At 66.9% G+C, this 22,285-nt stretch carries 13 protein-coding genes and 1 pseudogene; 6 read left to right on the top strand and 8 right to left on the bottom strand.

From position 1 onward, the window contains the following. Window positions 1–369 precede the first annotated feature (369 nt). The gene (locus F467_RS0107510; protein ID WP_018138497.1) at window positions 370–879 is read left to right on the top strand and encodes a DsbC family protein; all 510 of its coding nucleotides are present in this window, start codon (window positions 370–372) and stop codon (window positions 877–879) included. A gap of 114 nt (window positions 880–993) precedes the next feature. On the opposite strand, the pseudogene F467_RS13175 reads toward F467_RS0107510, so the two are convergent. From F467_RS13175 to F467_RS0107525, 3 genes and pseudogenes are all read right to left on the bottom strand, one after another. Continuing rightward, a pseudogene (locus tag F467_RS13175) lies at window positions 994–1,307 on the bottom strand (HigA family addiction module antitoxin). 139 nt (window positions 1,308–1,446) lie between these two features. Then, complete coding sequence (locus tag F467_RS0107520; RefSeq protein WP_018138499.1) at window positions 1,447–3,426, bottom strand: PhoX family phosphatase; 1,980 nt, start codon at window positions 3,424–3,426, stop codon at window positions 1,447–1,449. A gap of 246 nt (window positions 3,427–3,672) precedes the next feature. Continuing rightward, window positions 3,673–4,176, bottom strand: a complete 504-nt coding sequence (locus F467_RS0107525) for a GFA family protein (RefSeq protein ID WP_018138500.1) — start codon at window positions 4,174–4,176, stop codon at window positions 3,673–3,675. A gap of 357 nt (window positions 4,177–4,533) precedes the next feature. Here F467_RS0107525 and F467_RS0107530 point away from each other — a divergent pair, with 357 nt between their 5' ends. Both F467_RS0107530 and F467_RS0107535 read left to right on the top strand, forming a co-directional pair. Continuing rightward, window positions 4,534–4,848 carry a c-type cytochrome gene (locus F467_RS0107530; protein WP_018138501.1) on the top strand — a complete coding sequence of 105 codons (315 nt, stop codon included), beginning with the start codon at window positions 4,534–4,536 and terminating at the stop codon, window positions 4,846–4,848. An 18-nt stretch (window positions 4,849–4,866) separates the two neighbouring features. Further along, on the top strand, window positions 4,867–6,162 hold the full coding sequence (locus F467_RS0107535; protein WP_018138502.1) for an NAD(P)/FAD-dependent oxidoreductase: 1,296 nt from the start codon (window positions 4,867–4,869) through the stop codon (window positions 6,160–6,162). 528 nt (window positions 6,163–6,690) lie between these two features. Here F467_RS0107535 and F467_RS13805 read toward each other — a convergent pair. The 5 genes from F467_RS13805 to F467_RS0107560 form a co-directional block, all read right to left on the bottom strand. Next, window positions 6,691–8,307, bottom strand: coding sequence for a hypothetical protein (locus F467_RS13805; RefSeq protein WP_231362272.1), 1,617 nt, complete (start codon window positions 8,305–8,307; stop codon window positions 6,691–6,693). A gap of 268 nt (window positions 8,308–8,575) precedes the next feature. Further along, complete coding sequence (gene modC, locus F467_RS0107545; protein ID WP_018138504.1) at window positions 8,576–9,682, bottom strand: molybdenum ABC transporter ATP-binding protein; 1,107 nt, start codon at window positions 9,680–9,682, stop codon at window positions 8,576–8,578. Next, window positions 9,679–10,371 carry a molybdate ABC transporter permease subunit gene (gene modB, locus F467_RS0107550; RefSeq protein WP_018138505.1) on the bottom strand — a complete coding sequence of 231 codons (693 nt, stop codon included), beginning with the start codon at window positions 10,369–10,371 and terminating at the stop codon, window positions 9,679–9,681. The genes modC and modB overlap by 4 nt, the downstream gene beginning before the upstream one ends. A 4-nt stretch (window positions 10,372–10,375) precedes the next feature. Continuing rightward, window positions 10,376–11,134: a molybdate ABC transporter substrate-binding protein gene (gene modA, locus F467_RS0107555; protein ID WP_018138506.1), complete on the bottom strand. Its 759-nt coding sequence runs from the start codon at window positions 11,132–11,134 to the stop codon at window positions 10,376–10,378. 260 nt (window positions 11,135–11,394) lie between these two features. Then, on the bottom strand, window positions 11,395–12,648 hold the full coding sequence (locus F467_RS0107560; protein WP_018138507.1) for a NupC/NupG family nucleoside CNT transporter: 1,254 nt from the start codon (window positions 12,646–12,648) through the stop codon (window positions 11,395–11,397). Between the two features lie 146 nt (window positions 12,649–12,794). On the opposite strand from F467_RS0107560, the gene recC reads away from it, so the two are divergent. The 3 genes from recC to recD are packed head-to-tail and all read left to right on the top strand — an operon-like array spanning window position 12,795 to window position 22,083. Further along, the gene (gene recC, locus F467_RS0107565) at window positions 12,795–16,316 is read left to right on the top strand and encodes an exodeoxyribonuclease V subunit gamma (RefSeq protein ID WP_026182204.1); all 3,522 of its coding nucleotides are present in this window, start codon (window positions 12,795–12,797) and stop codon (window positions 16,314–16,316) included. Next, entirely contained in the window at window positions 16,313–20,047 is a 3,735-nt protein-coding gene (gene recB / locus F467_RS0107570) for an exodeoxyribonuclease V subunit beta (RefSeq protein WP_018138509.1), read from the top strand. The genes recC and recB overlap by 4 nt, the downstream gene beginning before the upstream one ends. Next, window positions 20,044–22,083 (top strand): exodeoxyribonuclease V subunit alpha, encoded by a 2,040-nt coding sequence (recD, locus tag F467_RS0107575; RefSeq protein WP_018138510.1) that lies wholly within the window; start codon window positions 20,044–20,046, stop codon window positions 22,081–22,083. The genes recB and recD overlap by 4 nt, the downstream gene beginning before the upstream one ends. The last annotated feature ends 202 nt before the right edge of the window (window positions 22,084–22,285 follow it).

Genomic DNA, 22,285 nt, shown 5'->3' on the forward strand with positions numbered 1-22,285 from the left:
GCCAGGGCGGACGCGAGAGGTAGCGTTCGGAGATGGCCACGGCCCCTGCGGGACCTCGCCATGATGGCCAGAAAAAACTGGGTGTCCTCTCTATCCACCACTGGCAGAGGCAAACGTCAGGAGTTGCGTTCGGAGATTGCCACGCCCCCCGGGGCCTCGCTCTAACGGGCAATAGAATGATGCTATCGAGGTCCGAGCCCTTTTCCCGCTGGTTTTCGCGTGTCGTTCAGGCGGAACCCGGATTCCTCGCAATGGTCCATCGGTATGTGTTCGGGGCAGGGGATCCGGCAGGCCGACAAACACCGGCTGTCAGCGCATCAAGTCGGAAGGACGGTGGACGTGATACGGAACAGGATCTGCGCATGCCCCATGGTTCTGGTGGCCGTGGCGCTTCTCGTGTTCGGCCTGAGCGGCAACGCGGCCGCCGGGGAACGGGAGGCCGAGATCGTGCAACTGGTGGAAGGCCTGGACGAGGACGAGCTCATCGTCTTTGAGCCGGACGACGCCCAGTACACCGTGACGGTCTTTACCGACGTCAACTGCCCTTATTGCCGCGAGTTCCATCAGCAAATCGACGATTACCTCTTATGGGACATCCGCATTCGCTATGCGGCGTTCCCCGTCATCGGCAACGCCTTCGAGCAGATGGAGGCGTTGTGGTGCAGCGACGACCGGCAGGATGCCATCACCCGGGCCAAGCTGGGCGAGACCATAAAGGCGGAAGACTGCCCGAACCCCGTGGCCGATCATCTGGCCATCGCCCGGGAGCAGCGGTTCCGGGGCACCCCCACCATCATCACCCCTCAGGGCCGGATCAGGTACGGCCTTGTCTCCGCCGCCGAACTCGTGGATATGCTGGAAGCCGAGGCGGCCCGGTAAGCAGCGTCTCAAGAAGGTGGGTGTCCTCATCTTGACCTTGAACAACGAGTAGCCACCGCATCGAGAAGATGGGTGTCCTCTTGTTCCTAAGCCGTTAGTGCGCGTTTTCTGCAGCTACGCGGCTGGCTGCCCGTTCTCTCTGTGCCCGTCGAACCGCATCGGCTGCACGGCGTCCAGCTTCACGCTCTTCCGTGCACACCAGAGGTCGTGCTGATCCTGCATGGCCAGCCAGCTTTCCGGCGATCGGCCGAGCGTTTTGGACGCAGTGCCATCTCGGGACTCACCCCGCTGCGTCCCTGCAGGACGCGCCCCAGGGTGGAAGGCGAGACATCGAGCTTGCTGGCCAGCTGGCGGGCACTCAGCCGAAACGGTTCCAGATAGACCTCGCGAATGAACGCGCCCGGATGCGGAGGGTTGTGCATGGTCATCAGTGGTAATCCTCGAAGCCTACGGCAGTCGTCGCCACAGCGAAGGAAGATGGGCGTCCTCTTTTCCCCTTTTCCCGAGAGAGATTACAAAAAAGGCCCGGTCCATTGAGACCGGGCCCTGGTGTCGACGCTGCCGAAATCAGGTGCCGATCAGGCCGCCATCATTCTTGGTGACTACCACAGTGGCGGGACGGGGCCGGCCACCGCGGGCGCCATCGGGCCAGGAACTGATCGCCTTCGGCTCCTTCGGGTTGCTGTGGCGGTGATTGACGTAGTGGTCTCCACCGCCGCCTGGGTGCTGGATGTTTACGAACAGCGTCGTGCCATCGGGGCTAACGTGTGCGCCAGTGATTTCCGAGCCGACGGGCCCGGTCAGGAATCTGCGCACTTCGCCAGTTTCCGTATCGGCGGCCATCAGCATGTTGTTTCCAAAGGCTTCATAGGCGCCACCCTTGCGCGGATAGATGCCCCCGCCACCCATGTCCGTATTGATCCAGAGAATGCCCCTCGGGTCGAACGCCATCCCGTCGGGTTGTGCAAACATGTCGCCGCGAATGTTTCCGCGTCGGTTGGGGGATTCGTCATTCGGGTTGCCGGCCATGACGAAGATATCCCAGCGGAAGGTATCGGCGGCCGGGTCGTTGCCCGTTTCTTTCCAGCGCAGGATATGGCCCATTACGTTGTCCTCGCGCGGGTTCGGGGCATTCGGGTCCTTGCTGCCGAAGTCGCGGCGAGTTAGTGACCCTTCATCGCCCCGGCGGCCGTTCTGGGTCAGTGCAACGTAGGCCTGACGGGTTTCCGGATGTACGGCGATCCACTCGGGTCGATCCATGGGCGTGGCACCGACGACGTCGGCAGCCTTGCGCGCGTGTACCAGGACGTCGGCCTGGTCCTTGAAGCCGTTTGCCTCGGTCAGCCCGTTTTGTCCGTAGACCAGCGGGATCCATTCGCCGCCACCTTGATCATCGTAGCGAGCGACATACAGGGTGCCATCGTCGAGCAGATCGCGATTGGCCTCGCGGTCCATCGGCTGCCACGGTTTGCTGGAGACGAACTTGTAAACATATTCGAACCAGTCATCGTCGCCCATGTAGTAAACCACTCGACCATCCTTGGCGAGCGTGAACGCCGCATTTTCGTGCTTGAAACGGCCTAGCGCTGTCCGCTTCACAGGCGTGGAGTTCGGGTCGTAAGGATCGATTTCCACCACATAGCCGAAGCGGTTCGGTTCGTTCGGGTTCTTGCCGGTGTCGAAGCGTTCATCCGCATCGGCCCAGCGCCATCGGGGGTTGTCACTGACGCCGTAGCGCTTGTAGGCCTCGGGCACTTCGGCTGTCGGGTGGCGGAAGTAGACATCCCAGTTTTCTTCACAGGCGAGATAGGTGCCCCAGGGGGTGTAACCGTGTGCACAGTTATGAAAGGTGCCAAGGATCTCGCGGCCTTCAGGGTCAGCTTCCGTCTTGAGCAGTTCGGACCCGGCAGCAGGGCCACCGACTCGCATCGGAGTGTATGCAGTCACTCGACGTCCGTATTTGGACGGACGCACGACTTCCCACTGGCCGTCTACCTTGCGCACCTCGATGACCGACACGCCGTGAGCAGCCTGAGATTTGCGGACCTTCTCCGCGGTCAGATTGGCCTGGCCATCTGGACCCTCGCCGTCCCCGTGCAACAGGCCTTCATCGGTGAATTCGTGGTTCATGACCAGCAGGCCGTGGTCAGCGTTGTCCGAACCCAGAGGCAGCGGGAAGAACTGCATGCCGTCGTGGTTCATGCCCGCCTGCTGAGCCTGTTCCTCGGCGGTATTCAGGCCATCCTGGCGGAAGGCCGGGCCGTCGGAAACGGGGTCGCCCCACGCGTAGAGAACGCGTGCGGTGTAGTTCAGCGGTACTCGCACCTGGTCAGCGGTCGAGGTCGAGATGGCGTCAAAACCGAGGCGCCCGCCCCCGGCTGCTTGTGAAGCCACGCCGATCGCGGACGCGGATGCACTCCCCGGGGCAGCGAGGGCGGTGCCGCCTAGGAAGGCGGCGGACGCCAGGCCGATTCCGCCGGCCATAAAGTCTCGGCGCGAAACCCGGCGTTCAATGAGCGTGTCGATCGATTCGTTTTTGTGGCGCATGGTCGTCTCCCGTTAGTACGTACTTGAACGTAACGGGAACGCTAATTGGGGACTGTTTCAGGCCTGTTTCCGCCAGGCGAAGAATGTGTGACTTGATTGGCAACGAGAGTCCGTCAGCCGAAGGGACCGGGCGGCGACAGGAAGGTAGCGGTTGTCCCGTTCTTCTATTCGTTGCGCTTCCAAGCGGGAATGACCGTCGTGGTTTCAGAAGGCCATCGAGGTACGGCCCCGATTTGTCCGACATAGCTATCCACTTGAGTCCTTGTCATCGCCCTCGTCGCTTTCCTCCAGCCCCAGCCGTTGGTGCCACTCGGCGATGCTTTCCTCCGGGAAACCGGAGAAGCATTGACTGGTGTCGTCTGCCTCCACATCCACCCAGTTGGCCTTGCTGTCGAGCAGGATATGGACGTGCTCGGGCGGGGTCGGCAGTTCGCTGTCGATGGCGGAGGCAAAGGGGTGGACGAGGTCGGGCCAGCGCGGATCATAGACCCAGAGAGCACTGGCGCAGTGGCGGCAGAAATGGCGCTCGCCGACGCTCGGCTCGCCGTCGATCACTGCATGGTAGATACCCGTGTGCTCGGCGCCCTCGACCTCCAGCGTCTCGGCGCGTCCGCTCAGGTTGATGGCATAGCCGCCGCCCCCGGCGGTCTTGCGGCATATCGAGCAGTAGCAGCGCTGGTAGGGATACGGATGCGGCGATTCCACGCGAAAACGCACCACGCCGCAGTGACAGGACCCTTCGAGCAGCATGTCCTCTTCTCCCGATGTGGGGGCTTACTGTGAGTCTAGTGCAGGCTCACGACACCCAATAGAAAGCCCGTGGAGCGGTTCCTTGGCCGTTACCAATCGGGTCTGGCGCCATGCGCTCGGATCAGGTGCAAGGGCCGTCCCTCGTTTGTCCTGTGCGGACAAAGCAGCCAAACCGGGCACTTTGGCCGACAAAGTGCTGAATTGTCGGTTTGTTACGACGACGGTTATGGCCTGTATGCGGCGAAAACGGCCGTAGCAAAGGGCGGCGAGGCTCTTGGCGCGCTTTCTGCAATGGGGTTGGGTGGGCCGGCTGAATGCCGGGGAACCATGAACCCCAACCGTCAGGAGTTCGTTCGCATGAAGCACTCACGCTTGTTCGCGGCGGGGCTTGCCGCCTCGCTGGCGATGGCCGGTACCGCATCCCAGGCTGTCGCCGACAATGACGAAATCACCCGTGGCCAGCTAATGGCCGCTTCCTGTATGGCCTGCCACAACGCGGCCGCGGCCGAAAAAGGTGTTCCGGATCTCGGCCGTGTCTCGGCGGGTGTCATCCAGAGCCAGATGCGCGCATTCCGCGATGGCGAGCGTGAGGCGACCATCATGGATCGTCACGCCAGGGGCTACACCGACGAGGAGATAGAAGCCATGTCGGTCTACTTCGCGCGCTTCTGATCACGGGGGATAACAACAATGCATAACTTTACGCGACGTCACTTCCTCAAGGCCTTCGGGATCACCAGCGCGGCCGCCCTGACCGGTATCGGTTTAACCCCTCTTGCTGCGCACAGCGCTGGCAAGGCCCATGTAGTCGTGGTCGGGGGCGGCACCGGCGGTGCCACCGCGGCGCGCTACCTGAAACAACTTTCGCCTGACATGGCCGTCACGCTGATCGAACCCAACGCCACCTACGTCACCTGCTACGGCAGTAACTGGGTGCTTGGCGGCTTCGAGAGCATCGAGGCGATCACGCACGGCTACGACAACCTGCGCGACCGCGACGGAGTCGATGTCATACAGGACAAGGTCATTGGCGTAGACGCCGACAGCCGCACCGTCCGCCTCGAAAGCGGTGACAGCCTGCAATACGACAAGCTGGTCATGTCGCCGGGCATCGACTTCAAGTACGAGGACATGCCCGGCATCGAAGAGGCCGATGCCGAGACGATCCCGCACGCCTGGAAGGCCGGCTCGCAGACCGAGCTGCTGCGGGCGCAGTTACAGGCCATGCCCAATGGCGGGGTCTACGTCATGGTCGCCCCACCCAACCCGTACCGTTGTCCGCCGGGGCCGTACGAGCGCGTCTCGATGGTGGCGTACTACCTCAAGACCCACAAACCACGCTCCAAGGTCATCGTCCTCGACCCCAAGGAGAACTTCGCCAAGCAGGGCCTGTTCGAGGAGGGGTGGGCCGAGCACTACGGAGACATGATCGAATGGCGGGGCGGCGCCAACGGTGGGCGCGTCGAGGAGATCGACGTCAGCGGCAAGACCGCCCACGCGGACGGTGGCCAGGAGCGTGTCCGCGCGGACGTGATGAACTTCGTCCCCGCACAGCGCGCCGGGCAGATCGCCCACGATGCGGGCCTCACCAACGAACAAGGCTGGGCCTCGGTCGATCAGCGGACCTTCAAGTCCGTCATGGACGACAACATCTACGTGATCGGGGATGCCAGCGTGGCGGGTGCCATGCCCAAGTCCGGTCATGCGGCCAACAACCAGGGCAAGATCGTCGCGGCGGCCATCCTGCGCGAGCTATCGGGCCAGGAGCCACTAGAGCCATCCTCGGCCAGCACCTGCTACGGCCTGATCACCCCGGACTACGGCGTCAGCATCGCCGCCGTGTACCAGTACCAAAACGGCGCTCAGGCGGCAGTCGAAGGCTCCGGTGGCGTCAGTCCCCTCGGCCAGACTTCAACCTTCCGCCGCCAGGAGGCCGAACACACCCGCGCCTGGTACGCCGGCATCACCCAGGACATCTGGGGCTAGCACCCAGCACTTTCCCAACCACTCTGATCGGCGCCTCCGGGCGCCGAGTTCGTTTACGGGCAAGCCCGCAGAAAGTGGGTGTTCTCTACTCGGGGCGAACCGGTAATGGGCGCGCGAGGGATTGACGGGAGAGAACCACGCCAGGGTCACACGCATGGAGCGAGCAAGCCTCTCTCCGGATAAGGACGGCGGCACTGGAAGCCTGAAAATTTGCGCGCCATCCTTGCGGATTGAACCCTGGAAAATCATGGGTGTCCTCTTCTTTATCGGTCCGCAGCGTAATCCCCGGGTCCAACGACCACTGCGTTCTTCTTTCGGCACTTTTTAGGCCGGAAATTGGCCGTTTAAGCGCCTGTGTTGCCTCGTACTAGGAGGCTAACGCTCTATATTCCGCGATTTATCGAGGTCCGACCCCGTTTTGCACTTGGACATCTGGGGCTAGGCCCCGGCACTCTCCCAACCACTTCGATCGGCGCCTCCGGGCGCCGAGTTCGTTTCCGGGCAGGTCCGCATTTGGCTTGTAAGCCGTTACCTCCCTGGTAGCGGAAGGTGTTTGCCGCAATGCCCTATCAGCACGCGCGTTGCCTCTTGGTCGATCTCAAAATGAACGCGTATTGTCGAAGTCGGATCGTCAGCCACTCCAACCTTGAGGTGCTTAAGCATTTCGATCTCCCGACCGTCAAAATCAAATCTTCGATAAGCTAAATACTGTTTGTTGTTTGTCACTGTGTCAGACTCCCTTGCCGCGAACTCATTGTTCGTAAAAATGGACCGCGCAGCAGTATCTCCGCCCTGAGTGAAGGCCGATAGATAATCGGTAACGAGTCGCCTGAGCATGTCCAGTAGACGTCGATTCTGCGCAAAATTCCGAACTTCTCTTGCGCTTTCGATTGCCGACGGTAATACGGCCACTCGTTCGGGGTATATCTCGCGTATTAGCTCTAGGCACTCCTCGGGGTTTGGTCCCTTAGGGTCTGCTGTAAAGTGAATCAGCTTGTCGGCTATCTCATTTTCTTCCGCTAATTCGATGGATGGCTCGTTCCTATGGTTGCTGATGTAAACGCTTTGCTTTAATTGCTTCTCGAGCTCCTGTATCTTTTCTTCGCTTTCTAGTAGCGTTAACTCTAACCCTTCTCTTTGCGTGTGCGCTTCATCGAGGTTCGATGTTAGCTCTGACAGCTCTTCATATACCATTCCAAGCTCATCACGTAGTGTATTATCTGGCTTTTCTGCTAGGCCTGCGATACGTTTTTCGAGCCTTATTTTTGCTGATAGGGTTCTAACTCCCTCTGGCCGAATTCTGTTTCGCTGTCTTGGAATGTTGGTGTTGTGGCTTACACGCCCTAATATGAAACTCTCTTTCTTGTGAGGCGTGTCGAGCTCTACGGGTAAGTCTTTCCGTAGAATTCGGTGAGTAAAAATGCGTCCATCACTGTGTGGAACCCTGATTATGTTTATCGCTCCAGCCCAGGCGGCATTTTCTCTCCCAAGAGTCTCCGTCATGTCGTAACGGTTATAATTCTCGGTTGCACCTACAACCTGCGCCAGACCAAATAATATGTTTTGAAGTCTTTCGGGTTGTACTGGGTAATTGCCTTCGTTATCGGGGCTAACAAGGATCAGGGGGTAGTTTCGTGATGGGTTGTTTATGTCGGCTAAGAGCCCTCGGTATGAATCTACGTCGTTGCCAACCCATTTAACGTAAGATCCAATGCTTCCTGGCGCGAATTGTACGTTCGGTTCTTCCTGAACGTTTTGAAAAATGAATTTCACTACTCGGGGTTGGCTAGCTTGTACGGGGTCAGAGACGAGGATGCTTTTTTCTTCTGTGTAGACGACGCACGAAAATTGGGCGGAGCCTGTGCCGTCATCTTTTAGGCCGAGTTCTGTAACCCACTGCCGACCTGCGACTACTGGGTCGGGGTGCTTTAGGACCCAAGAATAAAGGTTTATATTATCGGTAATGGCTTTGTCAGTCCGCAGCCATGCGCTTGGGCTACCTCCGGAGCGTTCGCCGGTGGATGTCGAGTCACGTATCGTAATTCGTTCTCCTAGTTTTTCTGACAGCCATCCCGATATTCCTCGAAGTACTTGGAGAGCTGGGTTGGATCCAACAATCTCAATTTCGTTTGCATAGACAAGCATAATGGCTCTCTCCACTGGTCCGGAGACGTTGATGGTTCATCGATTTTGGGAACGGCGAACGCTAAGGCTCGTGGTGAGGGTCGCCTGAGTGTGGTTGGGTGGTTCGCATGTATAACTGGCCATTCGATTTCTAAAGGTGTTTTGAGTGGGGAGGGTTCGTATCGGTGTAGGCCGTGGTTGGCTCGTGTGATCTGATGGTGGCACGACGAGTTTGGGGTGGCGAGCAGATCGGTCGATGGATGCGCAGTTCTCGTCCGGAGTTGGCGCATCAGGCGAGAAAGGCGACCGATTTAACGAGGGCGTGGGCGCGTAGGCCGGCGCTGAGACGGAGCCGCTCGGTGGAGAGCTGGGTCAACTCCGCCATCAACGTCTGCCCATCGTCCTGGCGGCACACTGCGAGTACGCGTGCGGGCCCGTGATGTCCGGGCGCCTCGTCCAGAGACTCGATGGTGACAGGGATGATGTTGAGAATGGAAACGTCCTGGGGCGGCGACAGGGCGATGGAGACGTCCCGGGCGTCGATGCGCAGGCGGGCCGGGCGGCCGGCGCCGTTGATGGCGCCGGGGGTAGACGGTACGCGGTAGCGGGCCTCGGGCGGGCCGAACGGATGCAGGCCGTGGGCATCGGCCGGGCCCAGTTCGCCTTGCAGGACGGAGACGGCGCCTTCGTCGCGGAACAGGGGGGAGTCGGCGCGGGCCAGCGCCTCGCGCAGGGGTTCCAGGCGTTCGAGCTGGCCGTCGTGCATGAAGGCGACGCGGGTGGCGAGGCGTTCGACCTCGTCCGGGGCGTGGGTGACGAGCAGGCTGGGGATGCCGGTCTCCTCGGACAGGCGGGCGAGGAAGGGCATGATCTCGCGCTTGGTCTGGGTGTCCAGGGCGTTGAGCGGTTCGTCGAGTAGCAGCAGGTCCGGGCTGGTGAGCAGGGCGCGGCCGAGGGCGACGCGCTGGCGCTGGCCGCCGGAGAGCTGGTCGGCGCGGCGCTCCAGCAGGTCGTCGATGCCGAGCAGGCGGGCGACCTCGTCCAGGTGCAGGCGGCGTAGGGGCTCGGGCGTGCGCTTGTAGCCGTAGAGCAGGTTGCCGCGTACGGACAGGTGCGGGAGCAGGGTGGATTCCTGGAACACGAGGCCGACGCGGCGGCGGTGCAACGGGACGAAGGTCTTGCCGGATTGCCAGGCGGTATCGCGAAAGTGCACCTCGCCGCCGGGCGGGCGTTCCAGCCCGGCGATGATGCGCAGCAGCGTGGTCTTGCCGCAGCCGGAGCGGCCGAACAGGGCGGTGACGCCCTCCAGCGGGAAGGCGGCGTCCACGTCCAGCGCGAAGCCGGGGCGTTCCAGCCGGGCCTTGATGCGCAGCGTGTCGGGCTCGGGCCGGGTCACAGGCGCACCGTGTCGAAGCGGCGGTTGATCGCGTAGACGATGAACAGCACGGCGAAGGCGAAGATGAGCAACCCGAAGGACAGGCGGTGGGCGGAGTCGAAGTCCATCGCCTCGGCGTGGTCGTAGATCAGGATGGACAGCACCTGGGTCTCGCCGGGGATGGCGCCGCCCAGCATCAGGATCACGCCGAACTCGCCGAGGGTGTGGGCAAAGGCGAGCGTGGCGGCGACGATGAAGCCGCCGCGGGTCATCGGCAGGATCACGGTCACGAAGCGGTCGATGCGCCCGGCGCCGAGCGAGCCGGCGATCTCCACCGGGCGGCGGCCGAGGTTGGCGAAGGCCTGCTGCAGCGGCTGCACCGCGAACGGCAGGGAGTAGATCACCGAGCCGATCAGGATGCCCTGAAAGGTAAAGGCCAGGTGGTTCAGGCCCCAGCTCTCCAGCGTGCTGCCGACCGGCCCGGCCGGGCCGAGCAGCACCAGCAGGTAGAAGCCGAGCACGGTGGGCGGCAGCACCAGCGGCAGGGCGACGAGGGCCTGCACCGCGGTGCGCACGCCGGGGGAGCCGCGCCCGTTGGCCAGCCACCAGGCGATCGGCGTGGCGATCACCAGCAGGATCAGCGTGGTGTAGAGCGCGAGCTTGAGGGTGACCTCGATCGCCATCCAGTCCGTGGGGCTCAGGTCCAGCATTCTGCTATCCGCTCCCGGGCATCTCGAAGCCGTAACGCTGCATGATCTCGCGGGCGGTGTCGCGGCCCATAAACCCGGCGAAGCGGTGTGCGGTGTCCTTGTCCGCGCCGCGGCGGGTGATCACGAAGCCCTGGGTCAGCGGTTCGTGCAGCGCGTCGTCGATCAGGTAGTGCGGGTGCTCGGCGAGATCGGGGAACTCCGCGAGCGACAGCGCGATGATGCCGATGTCCGCGCCGCCGGCCTGCACCATGCGCGCGGTCTGGGCGATGTTGTCGCCGTTGACGATCTTCGGCTGCAGCGCGTCCCAGACGCCGGCGGCCTTTAGCGCCTCCTGCGCGCGCACGCCGTAGGGGGCGTGGGTGGGCGAGGCGATGGCCACGCGGCGGATGTCGTCGCGCGTCAGGTCCTCCAGCGTCAGCTCCGAGGCATCCATGCGGTTGCTCCACAGCACGATGCGGCCGATCGCGTAGACGGACGGCTCGGTGACGGCGGCACCCTCCGCGTGGAGCCGCTTCGGGTAGGCGATGTCGGCGGAGAAGAAGATGTCGTAGGGCGCGCCGTTCAGGATCTGTGTGGTCATGCGCCCGGAGGAGCCGTAGGTCACGCGCACGCGGTCGTCCGGATAGGCCTCGCGGTAGGCCTCCACGATCTCGTCCAGGGCGAAGCGCAGGTCGGAGGCGGCGGCGATGGTCAGCGGGCCGGAGGCGTGCGCCAGGCCGGGCAGCAGCAGGACGAGGGTCAGGAGGAGGGCGCGCAGGTGCATGCTGTGGGGGCTTCCCGGTGGTTGGGTCCAGGTGGGTTCGGGTGGTTCCATTCGCGATTACTCGCTGCGCTCGCCCTTCGGGCCGGCCTTCGGCCGTTCAACGCAGCTTCGCTGCTTTTGTGCTTCGTCGCGGTGCTCCTCGCAGTGACGGTGAAGCTGGGGATATGCGGGTCGTTATATTTCAGTTTGCATATCGCCAGACAGAAGCCTACACCGGAACGGCCTCCGGCTGCCAACGGTTTGGCAGACCCCGCCGCGTGTCAGGCGATATGCACGATGCCGACCACGGCGCCGGTCATCAGCGTGGCCAGCGTGCCGGCGACGATGGCGCGGATGCCCAGGCTCACGATCTCGCTGCGCCGCTCCGGCACCAGCGCGCCGAGGCCGCCGATCAGGATGCCGAGGCTGCCCAGGTTGGCGAAGCCGCTCAGCGCATAGATCAGGATCAGCTCGCTGCGCGCGGACAGCGCATCGTCCCCCAGCTCCGCCATCTGCAGGAAGGCGACCATCTCGTTGAGGATGGTCTTGACCCCCAGCAGCGAGCCGGCGGTGGTGGCCTCGGCCCAGGGGATGCCCATCAGCCAGGCCAGCGGGGCGAAGACCCAGCCCAGGATGCGCTCCAGACTCAGCGCGGCCCCGGCGACCTCGGGCAGCGCACCCAGCATCACGTTGACCAGCGCGACCAGGGCGATCACCACGATCAGCAGCGCGATGATCTGCAGCAGCAGTTCCAACCCGCGCAGGGTGCCGCGGGTAATCGCGTCCATGGCGCTGGTCGCGCCCTCGGTCTCGGGGAGCAGATCGCCGGCGGTGGAGGGCGCGGTCGGCGGGATCATCACGGTGGCGATCAGCAGCGCGGCCGGCAGGCTGATCAGCGAGGCGACGATCAGGTGGCCCAGCGCATCGTCCAGCACCGTGCCGATGATGGTCGAGTACAGCACCAGCATCGTGCCGGCGAGCGTCGCCATGCCCACGCTCATCAGCGCGAACAGCTCGCTGCGGTTCATCTGGCGCAGATACGGGCGGATTACCAGCGGCGATTCGACCATGGAGAGGAACACGTTCGACGCCGTGCCCACGCCCAGGGCACCGCCAATGCCGAACGCCCGCTGCAGCACCAGCGAGGCCCCGCGGATCAGCACCGGCAGCACGCGCCAGTAGAACAGCAACGCCGACAGGGCCGAGAGCACCAGCACCAGCGGCAGCGCCTGGAACGCGAGGATGAAGTTGTTGGCCGGGTCGTCGACCGCGAACGGCGGGTCGTCCCCGCCGATATAGCCGAACACGAATGAGGTGCCGGCCTGGGTGGCATCGGTTAGCGCGATCACGACCTGGTTCAGCCACAGGAACGCATGCTGTGCGCCGGGGACGCTCAACAGCAGTACGGCAATACCGAACTGCAGCGCCAGCCCGGCCAGCACCTCGCGCCAGGGGAAGCGTGTCTTGTGTTCGCTCAGCAGCCAGGCGATGGCCACGAATACGAGCAGTCCCAGCCCGGCTTGCAGTGCGAGCATGCGCCTTCCTTTATTCTGTGACGGCGTTCAAAAACCGCACAGGATACCGGCTTTGGGCCGGATGCCAATGGGGGCGGGCGCAGGGGCGTGCACATTGGTAGGGTAGGCCCATTACACGGCGCTCACATGGGGCACAAGGAGCAGGGGTGACGCAGTCCGGCGAGCTAGAGCCAGGGATGGTGGTGCTGCACGGCAACCATCTGGAGTCGCTGCGTGCCCTGGTGGTCGAGTGGATGCAGCGTGCGCCGCTCGGCCCACTGGAGAACGAGACCCTGCTGGTGCAGAGCAACGGCATGGCGCAGTGGCTGCGCTATGCCCTGGCCGCGCACCCGGATGCCGACCCGCCCGGCTGCGGCATCGCCGCCGCGCTGGATATGCAGTTGCCGTCGCGCTTTGTCTGGTCGGCCTATCGCGCGGTGCTCGGGCTCGAGGCCGTGCCGCTGGAATCCCCGTATGCCAAGCGCCCGCTGATCTGGCGTCTGATGCGTCTGCTGCCGGAGTGTCTGACGCGCCCCGAGTTCGCCCCGCTGGCGCGCTTTCTCGCCGATGACGACCCGCGCGACGGCGGCGATCTGCGCAAGCGCCACCAGCTCGCCGAGCGCCTGGCCGACCTGTTCGACCAGTATCAGGTCTACCGCGCCGACTGGCTGACCTCCTGGGCCGCCGGGCGCGATGTCCTGCGCGACGCGCGTGGCCGCGAGACGCCGCTTTCGGAGGACGACCGCTGGCAGGCCGCGCTGTGGCGCCTGCTGCGCGAGGACATCGGCGAGGGCGCGGCCGACACCAGCCGGGCCACGGTCCACGCCCGCTACCGCGAGGCCGTGCAGAGCCTGAGCGAGCGCCCGGCGGGGCTGCCGCGGCGGCTGATCGTGTTCGGTATCTCCTCGATGCCCGGGCAGATCCTGGAGGCCCTGGAGGGGCTGGCCGGCGTGTGCCAGATCCTCGTCTGCGTGCACAACCCCTGCGAGCACTACTGGGCCGATATCGTCGCCGACAAGGACCTGCTGCGCGCGACGCGCCAGCGTCAGGCACGCAAGGCCGGCATGCCCAGCGTGCTGGACGACGCCGAGCTGCACCAGCACGCGCACCCGCTGCTGGCCGCCTGGGGCAAACAGGGCCGCGACTACATCGGCCTGCTGGACGAACACGACGACCCCACCGCCTACGACGCCGTGCTGCAGACCCTCGCCTGGAAACGGGTCGACTACTTCGAGCCGCACGGCGGCGACTGCCTGCTGCACCAGTTGCAGGAGGACATCCGCGAGCTGCGCCCGCTGGGCGAGACCCGCGAGGCCTGGCCGGCGGTGGCGACGGACGATGACTCCATCCAGTTCCATATCGCCCATGGCCCGCTGCGCGAGGTGGAGATCCTGCACGACCGCCTGCTCGCGCACTTCGACGCCGACCCGGACCTGCGCCCGCGCGACGTGATCGTGATGGTCCCGGACATCGACGCCTACGCCCCGCATATCGAGGCCGTGTTCGGCCAGCTGCCGCCGGACGACCCGCGCTACATCCCCTACACCCTGTCCGACCAGGGGCCGCGCGGGCGCGACCCGGTGCTGATCGCGCTGGAGCGCCTGCTGTCGCTGCCGGAGAGCCGGATGGGCGTGGCCGAGGTGCTGGACCTGCTGGACGTGCCCGCGCTGCGCCGACGCTTCGGGATTGCGGAAGAAGACCTGACCACGCTGCACCGCTGGGCCGAGGGCTCGGGCGTGCGCTGGGGGCTGGATGCCGAACAGCGCGCGGGGCTCGGCCTGCCGGAGGGGCTGGAGCAGAACACCTGGCGCTTCGGCCTGCGGCGGATGTTGCTGGGCTATGCGTCCGGGGGCGCCGGGGCCTGGCAGGGGCTGGAGCCGTTCGACGAGATCGGCGGGCTGGATGCCGTGCTGCTGGGGCCGATGGATGACCTGATCACCGCGCTGGCCGATGCCTGGGGCTGGCTGCGCCACGCCCATACCCCCGGCGAATGGAACACCCGGCTGCGCGAGCTGCTGGATACCTTCTTCGCCGGCGAGACCGATGCCGAGCTGTTCACGCTGGGGCGCCTGCGCGAGGCGCTGGACCAGTGGCAGGCCGACTGCGCAGAGGCGGAACTGGACGACTCCCTGCCGCTGGGCGTCGTGCGCGAGCAGTGGCTGGCCAGCCAGGAGGACAGCGGGCTGGGCCAGCGCTTCCTGGCCGGTTCGGTCAACTTCGGCACGTTGATGCCGATGCGCGCGATCCCGTTTCGCATCGTCTGCCTGCTGGGCATGAACGACGGCGACTATCCGCGCAGCCCGACGCCGGTGGACTTCGACCTGATGCGCCGCGACTACCGCCCCGGCGATCGCTCGCGGCGCGAGGACGATCGCTACCTGTTCCTGGAGGCGCTTCTGTCCGCGCGGCGGCAGCTGCATGTCAGCTGGGTCGGCCACAGCGCGCGCGACAACGAGTCGCAGCCGCCCTCGGTGCTGGTCGCGCAGCTGCGCGATCACCTGGCCGCTGGCTGGCGGCTCCAGGGCGCGGAGGAGGTCGATGAGCCGACCAAGGACGACCCACTACTGGGCCACCTGACTACCGTGCACACCCTGCAGCCGTTCTCGCCGGCCAACTTCCCGCCCGACCCGGCACACGCCCGGCACTACACCTACGCGCGCGAGTGGGAGGCGGTCCACCACGCCGACGAGACCCCGGCGCAGGACGCACTCGAATTGCCGCCGCCGGACGAAGCCGACGACGAACGTGTGCTGGGCCCGGATACGCTGATGCGCTTCCTGCGCGACCCGGCGGAGGCGTTCTTCCGCCACCGGCTGGGCGTGGTGTTCGATCGCGAGGAGGCCCCGAGCGAGGACCTCGAGCCGTTCACCCTGGCCGGGCTGGAACAGTGGCAGGTGCGCGAGGCCCTGGTCGCGGCCGCGCTGGATCATGGCGAGGACCCCGAGACCTGGGGCCCGGTGCTGGAGGCCGAGGCCGCGCGGCTGCAGCGTGCCGGCGCGCTGCCGCTGGGTGCGGCCGGCGAGCTGGAACGCGAGGCGATGATCGCCGAGGCCGCGCGTCTGCTGGAGCGCATCGGCCTGCGTCTGGCCGCCTGGCCGGAACGGCTGCCGCCATCGCCCGCCGTGCGTCTGGGGCAGGGTGGCTGGACGCTGGAGGGTGCCGCCCCGCCCCTGCGCGGCGGGGCCGGGCAGGCCGTGCTGCTGGACTACACCGTGAGCCGGCTGAAACAGAAAAAGGACTGGCGCGTGGACAAGGTGGCCAAGCCCTGGCTCGAACACCTGCTGGCAAACCAGGGCGCGGGCGCAGGCGGCCCGGTCGCCACCGAGGTGATCGGGCTGGATACCGGGATGCGCCTGCCGGGCGTGGGGCCGGAGCAGGCCCGCGAGCACCTCGGGGCCCTGGTCGAAGGCTGGATGGCCGGGCTGGAACGCCCGCTGCCGGTGGCCTGCGCCACCGCCTTCGCCTGGCTGCAGGCCGAGGCGAAGGACGACCCCGATCCGCTGGCGCGGGCGCGCAAGGTGCTGGTCGGGGACGACTTCAGCCCCGGTGAATGGGCGCGCAGCCCGGCCCTGGCGCGTGCCTGGCCGGACCCGGAGGCGCTGCTGCAGGATCCGGCGTTCGGGCACTGGCGCGATCGGCTGTACCGGCCGCTGTTCGAGGCGCTGGCCGCCGGGGAGGAGATGGAATGAGTACAGGCGCGCAGCCGCTGGAGCTGATGGAACTGCCGCTGCACGGCAGCCGCCTGATCGAGGCCAGTGCCGGCACCGGCAAGACCTACACCATCGCCGCGCTGTATCTGCGCCTGGTGCTGGGCCACGGCGAGCTGCCGGAGGGCACCGGCGAGCTGACCCCGCCGCAGATCCTGGTGATGACCTTTACCGAGGCGGCCACCCGCGAGCTGCGCGAGCGCATCCGCGCGGTGCTCGCGCGCGGGGCGCGCATCCTGCGCGGCGAGCCGGCCCCGGCCCACGAGGCGTTGTGGCCGGCGCTGCTGGACGCCTACCCGGAGCCGGCCGCACGCGCCGGGGCCGCGCGGCGGCTGGAGCTGGCCGCCGAGTGGATGGACGAGGCGGCGGTCTCGACCATCCACTCGTGGTGCTATCGCATGCTGCGCGAGCATGCGTTCGACAGCGGAAGCCTGTTCAACCAGCGCCTGGAGGCGGACCAGAGCGAGCTTCAGGCCGAGGCGGCACGCGACTACTGGCGCCGCTTTGTCTACCCGCAGCCGGCGGATCACCTGAAGCTGCTGCGCCAGGCCTTTGGCGAGGGGCCTGACGAACTGCAGGCCCGGGTGCGGCCGCTCCTGGGCCACCTGACGGACACGGCGGGGCTGGAGCCCTACCGCACGCCGGACGGGCTGTATGCGGAGCTGGCCACGCGCCTCGCACGCCTGGCCGAGCTGAAGGCCGTCTGGCGCGAGGATGCCGCCGAGGTGGAGCGACAGTTCCGCGAGTTGCTGGCGAACGTGCTGCTCGGCACGAAGTACCAGAAGCCGGACGAGTTGATCGAAGTGATGCGCGCCTGGGCCGAGGACCCGGCCGCACTGCTGCCGGACAAGGTCGGCACGACGCCTGTGCTGGAGCGCATGTGCGCGGCGGGGATGGCCGAGCGGCTGAAGAAGGGCAAGTCCCTGCCGGACGACCTGCACCCGGCGTTTACCGCGCTCAATGCCGCCGCCGAGGTCTGCGCGGACGACAGCGAACGCCTGCTGCAGGCGGCGGCGGTGGAGATCGATCTCCAGTTCCGCCAGGCCCAGCGCGTGCGGGTGCAGATGGGGTTCAACGACCTGCTGCTGCGCCTGCGCGATGCCCTGGAGGGGCCCGGCGGCGAGGCGCTGGCCGAGACGCTGCGGCGTCAGTTCCCGGTCGCCCTGGTGGACGAATTCCAGGACACCGACCCGGTGCAGTACCGCATCCTCGAACGCGTCTACCGCATCGAGGACAACCCGTCCGAGCAGGGCCTGCTGCTGATCGGCGATCCGAAGCAGGCGATCTACGGCTTTCGCGGCGCGGACATCCACAGCTACCTGAAGGCGCGTCGCGCGACCGCCGGGCGTCACTACACGCTGCCGCGCAACTTCCGCTCGACCGCGCGCCTGGTCGGCGCGGTGAACCGCCTGTTTGCCCATGCCGACGGCTGGTCGGAGGGGGCGTTCCTGTTTGGCCAGGGCGATGACGGCGAGCTGCCGTTCCACGCGGTGGATGCCCAGGATCGCGGCGAGCGCCTGGAACAGGACGGCGCCGAGGTGACGGCGCTGACCCTGTGGTGCATGGACCCGGGCACACCGGTCGGCACCGGTGTCTATCGCGAACAGATGGCCACGGCCGCGGCCGAGCAGATGGTGCGCCTGCTCACTGGCGGGACGGACGGGACCTGCGGCTTTCGGGATTCAGACGCGCTGCGGCCGGTGCGTCCGCGGGATATCGCCGTGCTGGTGCGCAGCAAGGTGGAGGCCCGCATCATGCAGGAGGCGCTGCGCGCGCGGGGGGTGCGCAGCGTGTACCTGTCCGAGGGCGAATCGGTGTTCGTGACCCCGGAGGCGGGCGACCTGCTGCGCTGGCTGCGGGCCTGTGCCGAGCCGACCAGCGAGCGCCTGCTGCGCGCGGCGCTGGCGACCCCGACACTGGGGCAGTCGCTGGCCGACTTGCACCGGCTGACCACCGACGAACTGCGCTGGGAGCACCGCGTCGAGCAGTTCCGCGAGTATCGCCGCCTGTGGCAGACGCGTGGTGTGCTGCCGATGCTGCGCCGCCTGCTGCATGACTTCGACGTGCCGCGCCGGCTGCTGGCCAGTGCCGACGGCGAGCGCGCGCTGACTAACCTGCTGCACCTGAGCGAACTCCTGCAGCGCGCGGCCGCGGAGCTGGATGGCGAGCAGGCCCTGATTCGGCATCTGGTGGAGCACCGCGAGGGCGAGCGCGCGACCGCGGAGGAGCAGGTGCTGCGCCTGGAGAGTGATGAGGACCTGGTCAAGGTGGTCACGCTGCACAAGTCCAAGGGGCTGGAGTACCCGCTGGTGTTCCTGCCGTTTGTCTGCGCGTTTCGCGCGGTCGACCCGAAGAAGGATGTGCCGCGTATCGATCGCCCGCCGGGCGGCAGGCCGCGCTGGATCTTTCGTATGGATACACGTGCCCAGGAGCGCGCCGATCGCGAGCGCCTGGCCGAGGACCTGCGCCTGCTGTATGTGGGCATGACCCGTGCGCGCCACGCCTGCTGGATGGGGCTGGTGCCGATCGTGTCGGGGCGAAGCAAGGAGAACGAGCTGCACCGCAGTGCGGTCGGCTATCTGCTGAATGGCCCGGAACCGATGCCGAACGGCGAGCTGGAGGACCGGCTGCAGGCGGCCCGTGGCGACGAGGCGGCCATTGCGATCGAACCCCTGCCCGAGATCACGGGCGCGGGCGTGCGGCTGGCACAGCAGACGGCCGCCCCCGGGCGGGCGCGTACCCCGACACGCCCGGTACGCGAGCCCTGGTGGGTGGCCAGCTACAGCGCCATTGCGCACCCGGACGAGGCGGATGCGCCGGCGCCGCTGGTCGCCGACCCGGTGGCCCCGGATTCCGCGCTGGAGGACATGCTGCGCGAGAGCGCAGTCGGCTCCGGGGCCGGGTCCCAGGCCGGGCACGACCCGACTCGGGCGCTGCCGCTGCCCGAGGTACCGGTGGCTGGAGGGCTGCACGACTTCCCGCGCGGGCCGGCGCCGGGGACCTTCCTGCACGGCCTGCTGGAGTGGGCGGCCGAGCAGGGCTGGTCGGCCGTCGTCGCCGATCGCGCCCGGCTGGACGACGAGGTGCAAAAGCGCTGCGAACAACGCGACTGGGGCGACTGGACCCCCGTCGTGCAGGACTGGATGCGGCGGCTGATCACGGCCGAGTACGCGCTGGCCTCCGGTGGCGCGTTCCGCCTGGACGGACTGGGCGTGTATCAGCCGGAGCTCGAGTTCCTGTTCGAGACGCGCTGGCTGCAGAGCCGCCGGCTGGATGCCGCCGTGCGCGAGCAGTTGCTGCCCGGACAGCCCCGGCCGTCGGCGGGCGACCGGTTGCTGAACGGGATGCTCAAGGGCTTTGTCGATCTCGTCTTCGAGCACGAGGGCCGCTATTACGTGGCCGACTACAAGTCCAACTGGCTGGGGCCCGGCCCCGAGGCCTATGTGCCCGAGCGCCTGCGCGACGCCGTGCTGGAACACCGCTACGACCTGCAGCTGGTGATCTACACCCTGGCCCTGCATCGCCAGTTGCAGGCGCGGATGCCGGGATACGACTACGACCGCCACATGGGGGGCGGGGTGTACCTGTTTCTGCGCGGGATCGATGCGCCGGGGCGCGGTGTGTTCCATGACTGCCCGCCGCGGGCGCTAATCGAGCAGCTGGACGGCTGGTTTGCCGAGGGGCCGGACCGGCCGCAGGAGGCCCGGGCATGACGGCGGATCGCGCATTGCAGGACACCGGGGCGCTGCTGGATCTGCTCGAGGAGTGGGAGCATGCGGGCTGGCTGCGCGGCGTCGACCGCGTGCTGGTGCGTTTTCTGCGCGAACAGGTGCCCGCCGCACCGCCACTGACACTGCTGCTGGCGGCGCTGACCAGCCACCAGGCCGGGCGCGGGCATGTCTGTCTGGACCTCGACGGCCTGCTGGAGGCCCCGGACCGGATGCTGTCGTTGCCGCCGGAGGGCGCGGAGCGGGGACTGCCGCGGCCCTCGGATGTCCTGCGCGGCCTGGACCGTGCGGCACTCGACACCGCGCTGGAAGGCCATCGAATCTGCGGCGTCGACGCGGACACGGGGACCCCCCTCGTGCGGGCACAGGACCGGCTGTACCTGCGCCGCTACCGCGAGGCCGAACGCCGGATCGGGGAGGCGGTGGCCGGACGCCTGCGCGAGCAGCCCGCCTGGCGCGACGGGCTGGATACGGATGCGCTGCGCACCTGGCTCGATCGGCTGTTCGGTCCGGCCGAGGAGGGCGACGGCGAACCGGACTGGCAGCGTCTGGCCTGCGTACTGGCGGCCGGGTCCGCGTTCAGCGTGATCACCGGCGGGCCGGGTACCGGCAAGACCTACACGGTGTTGCAACTGCTCGCGCTGTTGCAGGGCCTGCAGGGGGAGGGCGAGCCGCTGCGCATCCGCCTGGCGGCGCCGACCGGCAAGGCCGCCGCGCGGCTGAATGCCTCGGTCGCGGGGGCGGTGGATGCGCTGGGGCTGGAACGCTTCCCCGGTGGCGAGCGCCTGCGCGCCGCGATCCCGCGCGAGGTAGTCACGCTCCACCGCCTGCTGGGCGCGCGACCCGATACCCGGCGCTTCCGCCACGATGCGCGCAATCCGCTGCCGGTGGATGTGCTGGTGGTGGACGAGGCCTCGATGGTGGATCTGGAGCTGATGGCCAGCCTGATGGCCGCGGTGCCGGCGCATGCGCGGCTGGTCCTGCTGGGGGATCGCGACCAGCTCGCCTCGGTAGAGGCCGGGGCGGTGCTGGGCGAGCTGTGCGCGCGGGCGGACGGCGGGCATTACACACCGCAGACGGCGGCCTGGCTGCGCGAGGTAGCCGGGCTGGCGCTGCCGGCCGGCTACGTGGACGAGGACGGGCGGGCACTGGACCAGCACGTGGCGATGCTGCGCCGCAGCCGGCGATTCGGCGCGGACAGCGGGATCGGTCGTCTGGCCGCGGCGGTGAACGACGGCACGGCCGAGGTGGCGGGCCACCCGGGCGAGGATGTACACGCGGCGGTGCTGCAGGGCCCGGACGATCCAGCCCTGCTGCGGCGCGCGCTGGACGGGGCCGGGCATGCCGAGGCGGCACCGTTCGGGGTCGTCCGCTATCTGGAGCATTTGACGGCCGGACGCCCGGCATCCCGCGATGCGCGCGGCACGTGGGAGGAATGGGCGCGCGGCACGCTGCGCGAGCACGGGCGCTTCCAGTTGCTGTGCGCCGTGCGCGAGGGCCCCTGGGGCGTGGACCGGATGAACCGCCGCGTTGCCGGGGCGCTGACGGCGAGGGGTGTATTGCAGGCGGAGGGCGTCTGGTACGAGGGGCGCCCGGTGATCGTCACGCGCAACGACTACGCGCTGGGACTGATCAACGGCGACATCGGCGTGACCCTGCGCGTGCCCGCCTGGCTGGCCCGGGGTGATGCCGAACCGGGCGCGGACGATGCGGCGGAAACCGCCCTGCGGGTCGCCTTTGTCGCGGCGGACGGGCATGTGCGCTGGATGATCCCGCAGCGCCTGGAGTCCGTGGAGACGGCGTTCGCGCTGACGGTGCACAAGTCCCAGGGCTCGGAGTTCGAGCATGTGGCCTTCCTGCTGCCCCCGCCGGAGAGCCCGCTGCTGACGCGCGAGCTGGCCTACACCGCGATCACGCGCGCGAGCGGCTGGCTGAGCCTGTTCGAGCCACAGGCGGGGGTGCTGCAGCAGGCGAGCCGGCAACCGACCCGGCGCAGTGGCGGCTTGCTGACCTGGCTGTAGCGGCCCTTTCTGGAGTGGGTGCGCAATAACAAGGGTTGTTTACGTGCGACATCGGGGCACGCTACCGTGGTTCCAAGCACCGTCATGGCGCCGTTTCGGCCGGGTAACGATCGTATGCCGGCCCATATTTTCGACGACTGCGACTTTTTGGCGTGACGGAAATCACAGTTTTGCGCCCCTGACGGGGGTGGACTCCGGGCGC

It is taken from the genome of Thioalkalivibrio sp. ALJ12, assembly GCF_000378305.1.
Taxonomy (GTDB): domain Bacteria; phylum Pseudomonadota; class Gammaproteobacteria; order Ectothiorhodospirales; family Ectothiorhodospiraceae; genus Thioalkalivibrio.